General features: G+C 33.8%; 11 protein-coding genes. 8 read left to right on the top strand and 3 right to left on the bottom strand.

Features of this window, described 5'->3' with window-relative positions:
- Window positions 1-8: 8 nt before the first annotated feature.
- From CLV55_RS00450 to CLV55_RS00435, 4 genes are read left to right on the top strand one after another with little or no spacing between them, the layout of a single operon-like run.
- Window positions 9-491, top strand: a complete 483-nt coding sequence (locus CLV55_RS00450) for an ABC transporter ATPase (RefSeq protein ID WP_112111773.1) — start codon at window positions 9-11, stop codon at window positions 489-491.
- A 14-nt stretch (window positions 492-505) separates the two neighbouring features.
- Window positions 506-3,508: a glycoside hydrolase family 3 N-terminal domain-containing protein gene (locus CLV55_RS00445; protein WP_112111772.1), complete on the top strand. Its 3,003-nt coding sequence runs from the start codon at window positions 506-508 to the stop codon at window positions 3,506-3,508.
- A 43-nt stretch (window positions 3,509-3,551) separates the two neighbouring features.
- Window positions 3,552-4,694 (top strand): N-acetyl-alpha-D-glucosaminyl L-malate synthase BshA, encoded by a 1,143-nt coding sequence (bshA, locus tag CLV55_RS00440; RefSeq protein WP_112111771.1) that lies wholly within the window; start codon window positions 3,552-3,554, stop codon window positions 4,692-4,694.
- A gap of 19 nt (window positions 4,695-4,713) precedes the next feature.
- Entirely contained in the window at window positions 4,714-5,127 is a 414-nt protein-coding gene (locus CLV55_RS00435; protein ID WP_158527007.1) for a protease complex subunit PrcB family protein, read from the top strand.
- Between the two features lie 11 nt (window positions 5,128-5,138).
- On the opposite strand, the gene CLV55_RS00430 is transcribed toward CLV55_RS00435, so the two are convergent.
- Window positions 5,139-5,975, bottom strand: coding sequence for a hypothetical protein (locus CLV55_RS00430; protein WP_112111769.1), 837 nt, complete (start codon window positions 5,973-5,975; stop codon window positions 5,139-5,141).
- A 114-nt stretch (window positions 5,976-6,089) separates the two neighbouring features.
- On the opposite strand from CLV55_RS00430, the gene aroC reads away from it, so the two are divergent.
- From aroC to CLV55_RS00415, 3 genes are all read left to right on the top strand, one after another.
- Window positions 6,090-7,154: a chorismate synthase gene (gene aroC, locus CLV55_RS00425; protein ID WP_112111768.1), complete on the top strand. Its 1,065-nt coding sequence runs from the start codon at window positions 6,090-6,092 to the stop codon at window positions 7,152-7,154.
- Between the two features lie 3 nt (window positions 7,155-7,157).
- Window positions 7,158-8,729 (top strand): dicarboxylate/amino acid:cation symporter, encoded by a 1,572-nt coding sequence (locus CLV55_RS00420; RefSeq protein ID WP_112111767.1) that lies wholly within the window; start codon window positions 7,158-7,160, stop codon window positions 8,727-8,729.
- A gap of 102 nt (window positions 8,730-8,831) precedes the next feature.
- The gene (locus CLV55_RS00415) at window positions 8,832-9,875 is read left to right on the top strand and encodes a T9SS type A sorting domain-containing protein (RefSeq protein ID WP_112111766.1); all 1,044 of its coding nucleotides are present in this window, start codon (window positions 8,832-8,834) and stop codon (window positions 9,873-9,875) included.
- Between the two features lie 59 nt (window positions 9,876-9,934).
- On the opposite strand, the gene recG is transcribed toward CLV55_RS00415, so the two are convergent.
- The gene (gene recG / locus CLV55_RS00410) at window positions 9,935-12,043 is read right to left on the bottom strand and encodes an ATP-dependent DNA helicase RecG (protein ID WP_112111765.1); all 2,109 of its coding nucleotides are present in this window, start codon (window positions 12,041-12,043) and stop codon (window positions 9,935-9,937) included.
- A gap of 86 nt (window positions 12,044-12,129) precedes the next feature.
- Here recG and CLV55_RS00405 point away from each other — a divergent pair, with 86 nt between their 5' ends.
- Window positions 12,130-14,262, top strand: coding sequence for a M1 family metallopeptidase (locus tag CLV55_RS00405; protein ID WP_112111764.1), 2,133 nt, complete (start codon window positions 12,130-12,132; stop codon window positions 14,260-14,262).
- A 31-nt stretch (window positions 14,263-14,293) separates the two neighbouring features.
- Here the strand turns inward: CLV55_RS00405 and CLV55_RS00400 are convergent, their stop codons facing one another.
- Entirely contained in the window at window positions 14,294-15,301 is a 1,008-nt protein-coding gene (locus CLV55_RS00400; RefSeq protein WP_112111763.1) for an SIMPL domain-containing protein, read from the bottom strand.
- Window positions 15,302-15,431: the final 130 nt, after the last annotated feature.

Here is a 15,431-nt window from a genome sequence, read left to right as displayed (position 1 = left end):
TAGAAACAATGTTTGTACCATTTGATCAATTACCAGAAGATTCAAGAATTTGGATATACCAATCGAGTAGAAAATTTACAGAGGAAGAAGTTGTAGCCATAACAACAAGTCTTACCCAATTTCTAAATCATTGGAATGCGCATGGAACCCCTTTAGAATGTTCTTTTGTGCTTAAGTATAATCGGTTTTTAATTTTAGCGGTCAATCAAAATGTTCAAGCTGCCTCTGGTTGTGCTATTGATTCTTCAGTAGCTTTTATTCAAAAATTAGAACAACAATTTGAAGTTGATTTATTAGATAAAATGAATGTCGCATTCAAACAAGGCGAATTTATTACTTACAAAACACTTCTTGATTTTAAAAAATTAGTTAAAGATAAATCAGTTTCAGAACATACTATTGTATTTAATAATCTCGTTAATACAATTGAAGAGTGGAAAGATTCTTGGGAAGTACCAGCTTCTGAAAGTTGGCATAGCCGTTTCTTTTAATCTTTAATTTGTGTATGAAAAATTGTAAAACACTTTCCTTACTTCTTATTTTAGTCCTTTTTACGTATTGTAAATCGCTAACTTCTCCTGCGATTTCTCCGGGTACCATTCAAAAACCTGAGATATCTTATGATGATGATGAGGTGTATGTTCCTGTTGTTAAGTCAAATAGGAAGCAGTTTTTTAAAGATTCACAAGCTGAAACAGCTTGGGTTGATAGTATTTATACAAGAATGTCTTTTGAGGAAAAGATAGGGCAATTGTTTATGGTAGCGTCCTATTCTAATAAAGATAGTGTTCATTTCAAAGAAATCGATAAATTAATTACTGAGAATAAAATCGGAGGTTTAATTTTCTTTCAAGGCGGACCTGTTCGGCAAGCCAAACTAACCAATCGTTTTCAGTCAAAAGCTAAAGTTCCCTTATTTATTGGTATTGATGCCGAATGGGGATTGAGTATGCGTTTGGATTCTACATATAAATACCCTTGGAATACTACTTTGGGTGCTATTCGAGATTTAAAACTTATTGAGCAAGTTGGTGCGAATATGGCTAAAGAAGCAAAACGTATTGGTGCTCATTTTAATTTTGCTCCGGTTCTTGATATTAATACTAATCCGAAAAATCCCATTATCGGAAACCGTTCTTTTGGTGAAGATAAAGTAAATGTTACCGAACACGCGATTGCAATGATGAAAGGGATTCAGGGACAAGGTGTATTTTGTACTGGAAAACACTTTCCAGGGCATGGTGATACGGCTTTAGATTCGCATTACGCATTGCCGTTGGTTAATTTTTCCAAAGATAGATTGGAAAAAGTAGAATTGTATCCCTATAAAAGAATGTTTGACGAAGGATTAGTTTCTGTGATGGTGGCGCACTTAAATGTTCCAAGTTTGGAAGCCCGTGAAAATTACCCTTCTTCAGTTTCTTATAATGTAGTGACCGATTTATTGCAAGGTGAACTTGGTTTTGATGGATTAATATTTACAGATGCTTTAAATATGAAAGCAGCTAGTAAATTTATGAAACCAGGAGATATAGATTTAGAAGCTTTTTTAGCTGGAAATGATATTTTGCTTTTTGCTGAAAATGTTCCTTTAGCCTATGAAAAAATATGTGAGGCCTATCAAAATGGGTTGATTTCAAATGAAAGGATTGAGCGATCTGTAAAGAAAATATTACATTATAAGTATAAGATAGGGTTACATCATTATAAACCAATTGACTTAAAAAATATTTATAATGATCTGAATCCTACGTTTAATGATGCCCTTCAATATCAATTATATGAGCATGCCACTACGGTTTTAAAGAATAATGAAACGCTTCTTCCTGTAAAAGATTTACATAAAAAGATTGCTTATGTAAAGCTGGGCGATGACTCAAACACATCCTTTGTTTCTACATTAAAAAAATACACCGAAATTACAGAAGTAACAGCCCCCTCAATAGATTCTTTGAATTATAAGTTAAAAAATTTCGATTTGGTCATTGTAGGGTATCACAAATCGGATAAAGCTTGGAAAAAGCATGATTTTTCAGATATTGAGTTGCAATGGCTTCAAGAAATAGCCAAAAATAATGTTGTGATCTTGGATGCCTTTGCAAAACCCTACTCTTTATCTGCAATTAAAAATTTTGACGATATTGAAGCGGTAGTTTTATCCTATCAGAATAGCGAAATTTCACAAATTGTGGGTGCTGAATTAATTTTTGGAGCCATTAGTTCGCAGGGTAAATTACCAGTTACAATCAACGATCAATTTAAAAATGGATTCGGATTATTTACGGATTCTTTAGGTAGACTAGGGTTTACTGCTCCCGAAAATGTTGGGATGAGTCCGAAAATTTTATCCAATATTGATTTGATAGTTAAAAAAGCGATTGATGCCAAAATGACGCCTGGAGCTCAGGTATTGGTTGCACGAAGAGGAAAAGTTATCTTTCAAAAATCTTATGGGAATCATAGTTATGACGATTCCATAAAAGTTCAAAATTCGGATATCTATGATGTTGCTTCTGTAACCAAAATGGTTTCAACGCTTCCTAATGTGATGCAACAATACGATAAAGGTGCTTTCACTTTGGATTCGCAACTTGGTTCTATGTTAGAAAGTTTTAGAGGAAGTAATAAAGAAACCATTACCATGAAGGAATTGTTATCACATTATGCTAAACTACAAGCATGGATTCCTTTTTATAAAAGTACTTTAGACGCAGATAAATGTCCTTTAGATAAATACTACAGTTTTTTTCCTAGAACAGGATTTACGAAACAAGTTTCCGAAAATTTATATATTCGAAATTATTACCAAGATTCGATTATTAAACAGATTGTTGATAGTAAACTTTTAGAGAAAAAAGAATACAGATATAGTGACTTCACATTCATTATTCTCAAAGAATATTTAGAAAAACTGACAGGTAAATCGTTAGATTATTTAAGTTCTACTCATTTTTATCAATCGCTTGGAATGAACAATACAATGTACAATCCATTAAGTAAATTTGATAAAAATTCTATTCCTCCCACAGAGAATGATACTTATTATAGGCATTCTACTATTCAAGGATATGTTCATGATATGGCAGCAGCGATGCAAGGGGGCGTTGGAGGTCATGCAGGAATTTTTTCGAACAGTATGGATCTTGCTAAAATGATGCAAATGTTTCTACAAAAAGGAGATTATGGAGGAGTACGTTATTTTTCTTCTTCTACATTTGATGCTTTTAATACCTGTTATTATTGCTCAGAGGGAAATAGAAGAGGGTTAGGATTTGATAAACCTCAACTGGGAAAAGAAGGGCCCACTTGTGGATGCGTTTCTAAGCAAAGTTTTGGTCATACTGGATTTACAGGGACTATGGCATGGGCCGACCCAGAAACGGAAATTGTCTATATATTTCTATCAAATAGAACATATCCCGATTCAAATGCCCCCAATACGCTTTCTAAAGAAAATATCCGAGAAGACATTCAAAAAATAATTCAAGAAGCTATTTTGGATAAGTAGTTTTTGGTGGGAATTGTTTACCTTCGTATCTCAAAGAATCATCATGAAAATAGCGATAGTGTGTTACCCAACTTTTGGGGGTAGTGGCGTAGTAGCCACCGAATTAGGATTAGAATTAGCTCATCGAGGACATGAAATACATTTCATCACTTACAGGCAACCTGTACGTTTGGCTTTGTTGAATTCTAATGTCTTTTACCATGAGGTGAACGTACCAGAATATCCTTTGTTTCATTACCAACCCTATGAGTTAGCACTTTCCAGTAAGTTGGTAGATATTATAAAACTCTACAAAATAGAACTTCTTCATGTACATTATGCTATTCCTCATGCCTATGCAGGGTTTATGGCAAAACAAATGTTGAAAGATCAAGGAATCAACATCCCCATGGTTACCACCTTGCATGGAACTGATATTACACTTGTTGGAAATCATCCAAATTATAAAACAGCGGTAAGTTTTAGTATTAATAAATCGGATGTTGTGACTTCAGTATCTAAAAGTTTGAAAAATGATACGTATAACCTTTTTGATATTAAAATAGACATTTACGTAATACCCAATTTTATTGAGCTTGATAAACATCGAAATAAACCACTCATTTCCTGTCAACGTTCCGTCATGGCGCGTTCGGAAGAAATGATTATTACCCATATTAGTAATTTTAGGAAAGTGAAAAGAATTCCAGATGTTATTGCTGTATTTTCTAAAATTCAACAAACGATTCCTTCTCGATTGATGATGGTAGGTGATGGTCCTGAAAAAGAAAAAGCAGAACGATTATGCGAAGAATTGGGACTTTTGGATAAAGTGATTTTCTTCGGTAATAGCAACGAAATTGATAATATTTTAGCCTATTCTGATTTGTTTTTATTGCCTTCGGAAACAGAAAGCTTTGGATTAGCCGCTCTCGAAGCTATGGCTTGGGGTGTGCCTGTAATATCTAGTAATTCTGGAGGTTTGCCAGAGGTAAATGAACATGGATATTCGGGGTATTTAAGTGCCGTAGGAGCTGTTGATGAAATGGCAACCAATGCAATCAAAATTCTAGGCAATAAAGAAACTTTAGATTCGTTTAAGAAGAATGCCTTAGCACTTGCTAATAAATTTGATATTAAAAATATTTTGCCGTTGTATGAATCTATATATCAAGAAGCGCTTCGTGTCTCAAAAGAAAACTTTTAAAAGGTTTAAATTAAGCCTTATGGCTTTATGTTTTTTATTGTTTTTTTCTTGTTCGACTCAAAAACAACCCTTGGTTTCAAGTCTGAAATATGATATTCTTTTTGGAAATGATTATGGAGGGGCTTCGTTTCAATTTTACGAAATCATCACTGAGCAAGATGAGTTTACTATTTTGTTGACCGACGATATGATAAAGCCTTATGTAAAAAAAGACGATATTGAGAAAAATAATTTTATTTTAATCAATTTAGGGGAAAAAAAATCGAAGGGCTACACTATTAAAATTCAAAAAATAGAGGAACGCTCTGATAAAATTATCCTTACAATCAAAGAAATAGAACCCAAAGGAAATGTAGTGCAAACTACTACAAATCCTTGTTTCGTATTAAAGGTTAAATCTAAAAAACCAATCGAAATTAATGGATTGCCCTAACACTATCTCATTTAGTTTATATGATATGCTGTTAAGTATTCATCTTGTGTAGCATTTTGACTTAACGGGATATTACTAGGTAACAAAGTGGCTACTGATGGATTCAAACTGTAATTGAAAAGCGTATTGCAATACACCATACCAATCCCATTACTGTAATGTAAGGTAGAAGTAATAACATCTTGAGCGTCCATTATAACTACGGTGATTGGTGTAGGAACTCCAGTGATAGTTTGTGTGGTAGTAATTTTTAAATTCAAAATTATTTTGGATTTTTTTACATCGGCATAGGTTACTCCATTTGAATTCAAACTAGCTAAATTTTCACCAGCTTCCGAACGTAACGAATACTCAAAAGTAACAGGCATATTATTTATAGTTTGTGTTACACTACCAGGAATAGTTCCCAAGACATCTCCAGAAGTTGCATTTTGTTTGAAAATTGTAAAATCATTTAGTTGAAAAGAAATTGGATCGGTAAGTCCTGGAAACGAATAATTTATAGTTCCAGTCATTTTTAAAGAACTACCGTCAATTCGAAGTTTATTGTTATTTAACGTCGTACAATAAAAACCTGTAGCCGTACCACTAGGATCAGCTGTACCACTCATTAGATTGTATGTTATCGAATTATCCACTACGCTTGAACCCACAGTAAGAATATCGTTCGAATTGTTTCCTTGAGACGAAACAAGGTATTTCCAGTAGTTTGAATTGGTAAGAGAGAAGTAAGTTGTGGGAACAGAATCTCCATTGTTTGTTGGGGTGTAACTATCGTCATGATCACTTGAACATGACGTAAAAAAGAATACGAAAAAGAAAGCTGCTATAATAAAATTAGGTTTCATTTTAATGAGTTATTTGTTTGTGTGCTAATGTAGTAATTCTTTTTTGTTTAAAAAAAGATTATAATAGTATTAACATTGTGTATAATATTTTATTTTTGTTGAAAACATACACACATGGCAGGCAATAGTTTTGGAACACTCTTTAAACTGACAACATTCGGGGAATCACATGGTGAAGCCATAGGGGGAGTCATCGATGGCTGTCCTTCAGGAATCGAATTGGATTTTGAAGCAATTCAACATGAGCTTTCGAGGAGAAAACCAGGGCAATCTACCTTGGTTAGTCAACGAAAAGAACACGATGAAGTTGAATTTTTATCAGGGATATTCGAAGGGAAAACTACAGGTACGCCAATTGGTTTTATAATCAAAAATAAGGACCAAAAATCGTCTGATTATGATACCCTAAAAGACACTTATAGGCCAAGTCATGCGGATTTCGTCTATGAAAAGAAATATGGTATACGAGATTATCGCGGAGGAGGCCGGAGTTCGGCTAGAGAAACCGTCTCACGAGTGGTGGCTGGAGCCATTGCCAAACAGGTAATAAAAAACATACAAATCAATGCTTTTGTCTCATCAGTTGGAACCATTTTTATAGACAAACCGTATCAAGCATTAGATTTTTCTTTGATTGAATCCAATGCCGTTAGGTGCCCCGATGTTCTTATTGCACAAAAAATGGAACAGTATATTAAGGAATTAAAAAAAGAGGGCGATACGGTAGGAGGAACCATCACTTGTGTTATTCAAAATGTTCCTATCGGATTAGGTGAGCCAGTTTTTGACAAGCTCCATGCCGAAATTGGTAAAGCGGTATTGTCTATCAATGCTGTCAAAGGAATTGAGTTTGGAAGTGGTTTTTGTGGGGCTCAAATGAAAGGAAGTGAGCATAATGATTTGCATAATGTTGATGGTGAAACAATTACAAATTTGTCGGGTGGAATTCAAGGTGGAATTTCAAATGGTATGGATATTTATTTTAGAGTAGCTTTTAAACCCGTGGCAACAGTATTAAAAAAACAACAAGTCCTTACCAATAAAGGAGAACTAATCGAACAGCAAGGAAAAGGACGACACGATCCCTGTGTAGTACCTCGTGCTGTGCCTATAGTTGAGGCTATGGTTGCTTTGGTATTGGCAGATTATTATTTAATTCACAAAAAATATAAAGGATAAAGTATGGAGCAACATAATAAAAAATCAAAATTAACAAGAAATATTTTCATTGCTTTAGTAATTGGAATCGGTTGCGGTTTTTTTCTGAACAAATACCATGTAAATGATGAGAATGCTAAAATAGACTATTATATAAAGCAAATTGATAAAGCCAATGTGTCTTTAAAACAGTACTTGCCTGATACGACTCAAGTGTCATATAAAATTTTGGCGACTCAAATTCAGAATTTAGAAACCAAAAAAAATAAAATTGAACAAGCAATACATCGTACTCCCAAAGCACTAGCGATTCAATTACAAGATATTAATGCTATTGAAAAAGCACAAACACGAATTCGTACATTACAATTAAAACCAAGAAAAGATACTTTAACGGAAGCGTATTCAAAATTTGTTGCGGTAAAGAAATTTTCAGAAACACAATTAAGTACTCTCACAACTGAAAGGGATAAAAAAATAGAATGGTTTTCAATTATTGCAGATATTTTTCTTCGACTCATAAAAATGATAGTGGCTCCGTTGGTGTTTACTACTCTAGTAGTTGGAATCGCTAAGCTAGGAGATATTAATACGGTGGGCCGCATAGGAGGGAAGACTATGCTATGGTTTGTTTCGGCGTCTTTAGTAAGTTTGTTTTTAGGAATGATTTTAGTTAATTTTTTTAACCCAGGTGCTATGATGAATTTAACACTACCTTTAGAACATCAAGATACTGGAATAGATAAAGCAGCCATTTCTGTAAAAGATTTTGTTATGCATGTGTTTCCTAAAAGTTTTTTTGAAGCTATGGCATCAAATGAAATATTACAGATTGTTGTTTTTTCAATTTTTTTCGGAATTTCAGCAGCTGCTCTTGGTTCGAAAAGCGATAAAATTATTCATGCACTTGATGATGTAGCACATATTATTCTAAAATTGACGGGTTTTATCATGAATTTTGCCCCTTTTGCAGTTTTTGGTTCCATGGTCGTAGTGATTGCAAAACAAGGAGTTGGGATATTAACTACCTATGTTATTTTTATCTCGGAGTTCTATTTTGGATTATTGATATTGTGGTTAGTATTGATGTTGGCAGGCTTTGTTTTTATTAAACATCGCATTTTTGATTTGTTAAAAAGAATTAAAGACCCCATTTTAATTGCTTTTAGTACAAGTAGTTCGGAAGCGGCTTTACCAAAAACCATGTTAGAACTCGAACGATTTGGATGTAGTAATAAAATTACAAGTTTTGTATTACCTTTGGGGTATTCGTTCAATTTAGACGGAAGTATGATGTATATGACATTCGCATCAATTTTTATAGCACAATCATACAAAATACACTTGCCTCTTGAAACACAACTAGCGATGCTATTGGTATTAATGCTTACGAGCAAAGGAATTGCAGGTGTTCCAAGAGCTTCGTTAGTGGTTATTGCAGGCACATTAGCGAGTTTTCATATTCCAGAAGTAGGAGTCGCTTTATTATTAGGGATTGATCCTGTTTTAGACATGGGACGAAGTGCTACCAATGTAGTAGGGAATAGTATTGCTACTGCTGTGGTGAGCAATTTAGAGGGAGAATTAAAAACTTGAAGTAATTACAAGTTAAAAAAAATGAAAAAAAAGTTAATTTATTTGTGTAATAAAATTATATGAGTAAATTTGTTACTTAATTATTTTAAATAACTAAAAAATATGAAAAAATTATTACTTTCTTTTTCTTTAATAGCTTGTTTATCAAGTTATGCTCAACGTGACAACGTCTTCTTTGAAGATTGTTCATCAATGACTGTTGGAAATATCGGAACTGATTTGACGGGTACTAATGCTGGTCAAAATGGGTGGTTAACTTTTGTTTCTTCTACTGCCAGTCCAGCAGGACAAAATTCAGATTTTCAAGTTGTAAACACGGGGTCTCCTCAAGGAAATGCGATGCAAATTACAGGAACTACTGCAAGTGTTACTGGGCAAGCTCGTTATTTGTTCAAAGATATTAGTTCTGATTGGACAAACAGAACCTCTGGAAATGATATTGCTCAAGTAGAGTTTAAATTGTTTACAGGACCTGCTACTGCTTCAGTAAATACATTTAGAATGTATATGTTTGATGCTTCTGGGGCGACTGCATTGTGTGGTTTTTATTATGTGCCAAGTACAAAAGTTTTAAAAGGATGGGCTCATTATGATAATGCAGGAACTGTTGGATATTATGTATTTCAATTAGGTTCAGGTGCTGATATTACTTTAACAGAAAACACTTGGTACAACATTGCAGTTTCTTTTGATTATAATACAGGTGATATTACTTGGAAAGAATCAAATGGTCTGTTTTATGGAGGGGTAACTGGAGCTGATGCCGGTGTAGATGTTGGGGAATTAGATTTCTTGATTACTCAAGCTGCTGCTGCTAATACTGCTGCTGCTCAAGTTATTGTTGATGATGTTTACGTTAATTTTGATTCTACTGAAACATTGTTAGGAGTAAAACAAAATTCAATCGTAGCGAACAAAACAGCAGTTTATCCAAACCCTACAAAAGATATTGTGAATGTGTCTAATACTGAAGCATTAATCAATTCTGTAGAAATCAGTGATGTAAATGGAAGAGTTGTTAAAACTGTAAAAGTTTCTGATTTAAACAATGCTCAAATCAATATTGCTGATTTATCTCAAGGGGTTTATATGATCAAAATTAATTCTGATAAAGGTACAGCTACTAAAAAAGTTGTTAAAGAATAAACTTATACAAGTTACAAATAGAACTGCCTCTTCATGAGGCAGTTTTTTTTTATTCAAGTTTAACTAATATAATTCCAAATCGATTTCTTTTTTGAAAGTTCAATAAATACCTCTTTCATTATTTTAAATTCAGGATTCATCATTTGTGGGTCAGTTTTTAATATAGATAAAGCGTATGCTCTAGCCTGTATTAAAATTTCTTGATCTTTAACAATATCAGCTATTTTCAAATTTAAAACACCACTTTGTTGCGTTCCTAAGATATCTCCTGGACCTCTCAGTTTTAAGTCAACTTCGGCAATTTCAAAACCGTCATTGGTACGGCACATCGTTTCGAGTCTTATTTTACTTTCATTACTCAATTTAAATCCTGTCATTAAAATACAATAACTTTGTTCAGCGCCTCTACCCACACGACCTCTAAGTTGATGTAATTGAGACAATCCAAATCGTTCGGCGCTTTCGATAACCATAACACTAGCATTTGGTACATTAACTCCTACTTCAATCACGGTAGTTGCAATCATAATATTTGTTTTTCCCGATGCAAAACGTTGCATTTCAGCTTCTTTTTCTGCGGGTTTCATTTGTCCGTGTACGATAGAAATGGTATAATTTGGAATCGGAAAGTCTCTTGAAATACTTTCATAGCCATCCATCAAATCTTTATAATCCTGTGTAGCACTTTCATTAATTAAAGGATAGACAATATAAATTTGTCTCCCTTTTGCAATTTCATCTTTTAAAAATTTCCACACTTTTAGACGATTCGAATCAAAACGATGAACAGTTTGAATAGGTTTTCTGCCTGGAGGTAATTCGTCGATAACAGAAATGTCCAAATCCCCATATAAACTCATAGCCAGTGTGCGTGGAATTGGCGTTGCAGTCATCACTAAAATATGAGGCGGTATTTCGTTTTTCTTCCAAAGTTTGGCTCTTTGTTCCACTCCAAAACGATGCTGCTCATCAATAACGGCTAATCCTAAATTTTTGAACTTTACCTTTTCTTCGAGTAAGGCGTGGGTGCCAATTAAAATGTCTAAACTACCATCTTCTAGTGCCTCATGAATCACTTTTCGTTCGGAAGCTTTGGTAGAACCCGTAAGAAGTTTAATGGATATATTACACGATTTTGCTAATTCTGAAAGCCCTGAGAAATGTTGTATTGCCAGTATTTCTGTTGGAGCCATCAAACAACTTTGAAAGCCATTGTCTTTGGCTAATAACATGCACATAAGCGCAACAATAGTTTTCCCTGATCCCACGTCACCTTGAAGCAAACGATTCATTTGAGCATGGCTTCCCATATCGTTACGAATCTCTTTGATGACTCTTTTTTGGGCTTCTGTTAGCTGAAAGGGTAAATGATTATTGTAAAAATCGGTAAAATAATGTCCTACGACTTCAAAAGGGTGTCCTTTAATTTTATGTTTTCGAATACTGTTTTTTGTAATCAGTTGTAATTGAATAAAAAACAGTTCCTCAAATTTTAATCTGAATTGCGCACGAGCCAAATGATTCTGACTTTTAGGAAAATGGATGTTAAACATAGCTTCACCTTTTGGCATCAATTTTAATTCATGCAAAATAGATGAAGGAATGGGTTCACTAAACTGGGCTTTTGTTTCAATAAAAATTTGTTGAATGGCTTTACTAATCACTCGGTTTGAAACCCCACGCTGACTTAATTTTTCACTGCTTGGATATACTGCCTGCATGGCGCTTCGCAAATTAGATTGGTGTTCTTCTAATAATTCCAATTCGGGATGTGCCATGGAAAACTGATTTTTATATTCAGACAGCCTTCCAAAAATTATGTATACTTCATTTAGTTTCAAACTTTCTCGAATCCATTTAAGACCTTGAAACCATGTGAGTTCTATTTGTCCAGTCTCATCGATAAAAGTGGCTACCAAACGTTTTTGGTTTTTTCCAAATTCGACTGTTTTAATGTGTATGATTTTCCCAATGATTTGCACCTCTGCAAGGGTGTTTTGTAATTCGTTAATTTTGTAATAACGGGTTCGGTCTATGTACCGATTTGGAAATAAATTTATCAAATCACCATAGGTTTGAACATTCATTTCCTTACGCAACAAATCGCCTCGGTTTGGACCGATTCCTTTTAAATATTCAATTGGCGTATGTAACGATACTATAGGCATACTTGGGTTAAAAAACAATCTTTTTGCGAAGTTAGTTTTTTCAATTCAGATATTAAAATTTGTATGTTTGTGTTTTGATTTATGATATGAAAAAGCTCGTATTTTTACTCCTTCCTTGTATAGCCTTGGCGCAACAATTAAAACAAGTTGATTTTATATCTTGCAATGCCATCCTTACCCCCCAATTAGAAGCTAGAGCACTTACAGGCAAGGTGATTTACACGTTTCATGTTAAAAAAGACATTGATTCTATTCGAATTGATGCAAAAAACATGACCTTCTCCGAAGTTTTAGTGAATAATAAAAACGTGTTATATAAAAATAATGGGAAACAAATTGTTCTTTTTCAAGGGTATAAAAAGGGAAAGAATACCGTTACTTTAGTCTATAAAGCCCAACCCAAACAAACGCTATACTACACGGGAAAGGAAGAATCATTACAAATTTGGACACAAGGACAAGGGAAATATTCGAGTCATTGGTTTCCTAGTTTTGATGACATGAATGAAAAAGTACTATTTAATATTACTATAAAATTAGATTGTACGAAAGAATATGCTCGTAAATTTGAAGTTGTTTCTAATGGTGTTTTGAAAGAAAAGAAACAAGAAATAAATCTTTCTACAAAAGAAAATTACAGTGTTTTTTCCTTTGAAATGCAGCATCCCATGGCATCTTATTTACTTATGTTAGCGATTGGTAATTTTAAATATAAAACCGAACAATCAGCTACAGGAATTACTTTAGAAAATTATTTTCAACCCAAAGATAGTGCCAAATATGATTTTACGTTCAAAGACTCCAAAACAATATTTGACTTTCTAGAAAAAGAAATCGGTGTTCCATATCCATGGCAAGTATATCGGCAAATTCCCATAAAAGATTTTCTTTATGCCGGCATGGAAAATACGAGTTCAACGTTGTTTGATCAAGATTTTGTTGTCGATGAAAGTGGATGGAATGACAGAAATTATTGCAATGTTAATGCTCATGAATTGGCACATCAATGGTTTGGGGATATGATTACAGCTCAATCTGGAACCCATCATTGGCTTCAAGAAGGTTTTGCGACCTATTACGCTCTTTTAGCAGAACGAGCTCTTTTTGGGGAAGACTATTTTTATTATGCGCTTTATCGAAATTCACTGTTATTGCGCAAAGAAGCGAAAACAGATACCATTCCTATTCTTAGTGATAAAGCGAGTTCCTATTCCTATTATCAAAAAGGCGCTTGGGCATTGCATGATATTAGAGAAACAATTGGTGCCGACAATTTTAGAAAAGTCATTCAAAATTATTTGAAAAAATACCAATTTAAAAATGTTCAAACGAAAGATTTTCTCGATGAAGTACTCGCAGTAGTTCCTAATTTTGACGCTCAAAAATTTCAAAAAGAGTGGTTGGAATCGTATCAATTCCCTAGTCAACGAGCTCAAGACTTACTTTTGAAAAGTGACTTTATTAAAAAGTTATTTGAAATCCAAGAAAAGAAAAACCTTAACTTGTTGTCTAAGTTTCATTTTTTTCAAGATATTTTACAATCGGATGCTTCGTATTTTCTGAAAAAAGAAATTATTAATCAACTTAAAAATGTTCCTTTCGACCAAAAAGAATCGTTGGTAATGTTAGCCATGCGCTCCAATAGTATTGAAATCAGACAAACTGTAGCCAAAACAATTACGTCTATCCAAATGTCGTTTAAAAATGAATATGAAACACTATTAGAAGATAAATCGTATGATACTCAGAAAGAGGCCTTTCTAAATTTATGGAAATCATTCCCTGATTCAAGAGCAACCTATTTGGATAAAGCTAAAAACTGGCAAGGCAAAAACGATAAAGAACTCCGTATTTTATTTTTGGTTTTATTTCTTGACTATTATAAAAAAGATAAAGATTTTCCAATGTATCAATATTATTTCAAGGAACTCAAAAGCTATACAGGTCCAGATTATGAAAGTATAGTCAGAGAAAACGCGATTGAGAATATTTTATATATCACACCATATGATCGAGATGTTTTAAAAAATTTAGTAATGGGTACAGTACATCATAAATGGCAGTTTGTAAAATTTTCAAAAGACACCATTCGAACACTTTTGAAAAAAGCAGAATATGTAAGTCTTTTTACGAAAATACTCCCCGAACTTCAAGCTGATGAAAAAGAACAATTGAATAAATTATTGCTGGAACTATCAACAAATACATTAAAAAACTAAGAGGACATTTATTGTCCTCTTAGCTTTGAAATTATAAGTTTAACAATTTGATATCACCGTTAGCTGTAATAACATAGTAACGATTGTTGCGAATGATGGTGTTTTTAGGCAATTGGTCTTCACGCAGTTTAATGCGAATGGTAATGTCATAAAACGCCTGAATGGTTGGCTCCGTAATGTCGGGATTGATTACAAAATTATGGTCTTTCACCAATGCTTGATTGTAGTATTGTGTGGTGTTCTTTTTAATATTATGCACCTCGCTTTTAGGATCAAAACTAGCATCGGCTTGTGAAAACGCTTGATAACTTCTGTAGCTTTCCATTGGATAGGTCACATTAAAGCCTTCTTGAATGATTTTTTCTTTTTTACTCAAATCCGTGTTCATGATAGAAGAGTAATTGGCCATTTGATCTCTAAATACTTCTAAAGCTCTTTTTTGCATCGTGCTTCTCACTTGGTCAAAATTGGTAGTGACATAATCTACTTTAGCGATGTCATAGATTTCATTTTTACCACAAATAGCTAATATTTTGTCAAAGTCGTTGTTGTTTCTAAATTTAATGAGAATGTTCTTTTTCAATTCAAATCCAGATGGTTTTTCATTATACGTTTTCGGATTGAAAATCTTTTTATCGACTGCGTAGTCATAGGTTGGAACAAACGAAATCATGTCGGTTTCCACCTCAATCTCTTTATTGAAAGCACTTAGTTCTTTCATCACATTGCCAATGCGTTCGTCAATTAAATAAGTGGCTTCTTCGGCCGTTTTACCCAACTGTAAGACAGCAAAAGTGGCAATTTGTGCAGTAGCGCGCTCGTTGTAAATTCCTTTAATAACAATCACCATTTCATCTTGGCTACTGGAAGTAGTCGGAATGGTATTCACTCGGTTCACCGTATAGCTGCCGTAACCATAGCCAGCATTACCATAATCGGCGTTGCCTTTTTTCTCGTATTGTGCATTGCCCATGTCTTGTGCGTGGGTCATTGAAAAGGTTGCTAAAAGAAGCATAGCGGTCATCAAATTTGTTTTCATAATAAAATTGTTTTTAAGATTACTGTTGCAATAGTACGGCTGCTTTCCAAAGTAGGTTTGGTAAAACCACTTTCTACTTACTGTAAAGTTTTTTACTTACATTTACAGCACATTTACAGTGGATTTTCAG

This window comes from Flavobacterium aciduliphilum (assembly GCF_003268855.1).
Taxonomy (GTDB): Bacteria; Bacteroidota; Bacteroidia; order Flavobacteriales; family Flavobacteriaceae; genus Flavobacterium; species Flavobacterium aciduliphilum.
Note: the sequence above shows the minus strand (reverse complement) of the source record. Positions and strands in the feature narration are given on the sequence as shown.

Excerpts from the sequence above, each read along its gene's own strand:
- CLV55_RS00450 (WP_112111773.1), top strand. The coding sequence starts at position 9 with ATGTTTGTACCATTTGATCAATTACCAGAAGATTCAAGAATTTGGATA.
- CLV55_RS00445 (WP_112111772.1), top strand. The coding sequence starts at position 506 with ATGAAAAATTGTAAAACACTTTCCTTACTTCTTATTTTAGTCCTTTTT.
- bshA (WP_112111771.1), top strand. The coding sequence starts at position 3,552 with ATGAAAATAGCGATAGTGTGTTACCCAACTTTTGGGGGTAGTGGCGTA.
- CLV55_RS00435 (WP_158527007.1), top strand. The coding sequence starts at position 4,714 with ATGGCTTTATGTTTTTTATTGTTTTTTTCTTGTTCGACTCAAAAACAA.
- CLV55_RS00430 (WP_112111769.1), bottom strand. The coding sequence starts at position 5,975 with ATGAAACCTAATTTTATTATAGCAGCTTTCTTTTTCGTATTCTTTTTT.
- aroC (WP_112111768.1), top strand. The coding sequence starts at position 6,090 with ATGGCAGGCAATAGTTTTGGAACACTCTTTAAACTGACAACATTCGGG.
- CLV55_RS00420 (WP_112111767.1), top strand. The coding sequence starts at position 7,158 with ATGGAGCAACATAATAAAAAATCAAAATTAACAAGAAATATTTTCATT.
- CLV55_RS00415 (WP_112111766.1), top strand. The coding sequence starts at position 8,832 with ATGAAAAAATTATTACTTTCTTTTTCTTTAATAGCTTGTTTATCAAGT.
- recG (WP_112111765.1), bottom strand. The coding sequence starts at position 12,043 with ATGCCTATAGTATCGTTACATACGCCAATTGAATATTTAAAAGGAATC.
- CLV55_RS00405 (WP_112111764.1), top strand. The coding sequence starts at position 12,130 with ATGAAAAAGCTCGTATTTTTACTCCTTCCTTGTATAGCCTTGGCGCAA.
- CLV55_RS00400 (WP_112111763.1), bottom strand. The coding sequence starts at position 15,301 with ATGAAAACAAATTTGATGACCGCTATGCTTCTTTTAGCAACCTTTTCA.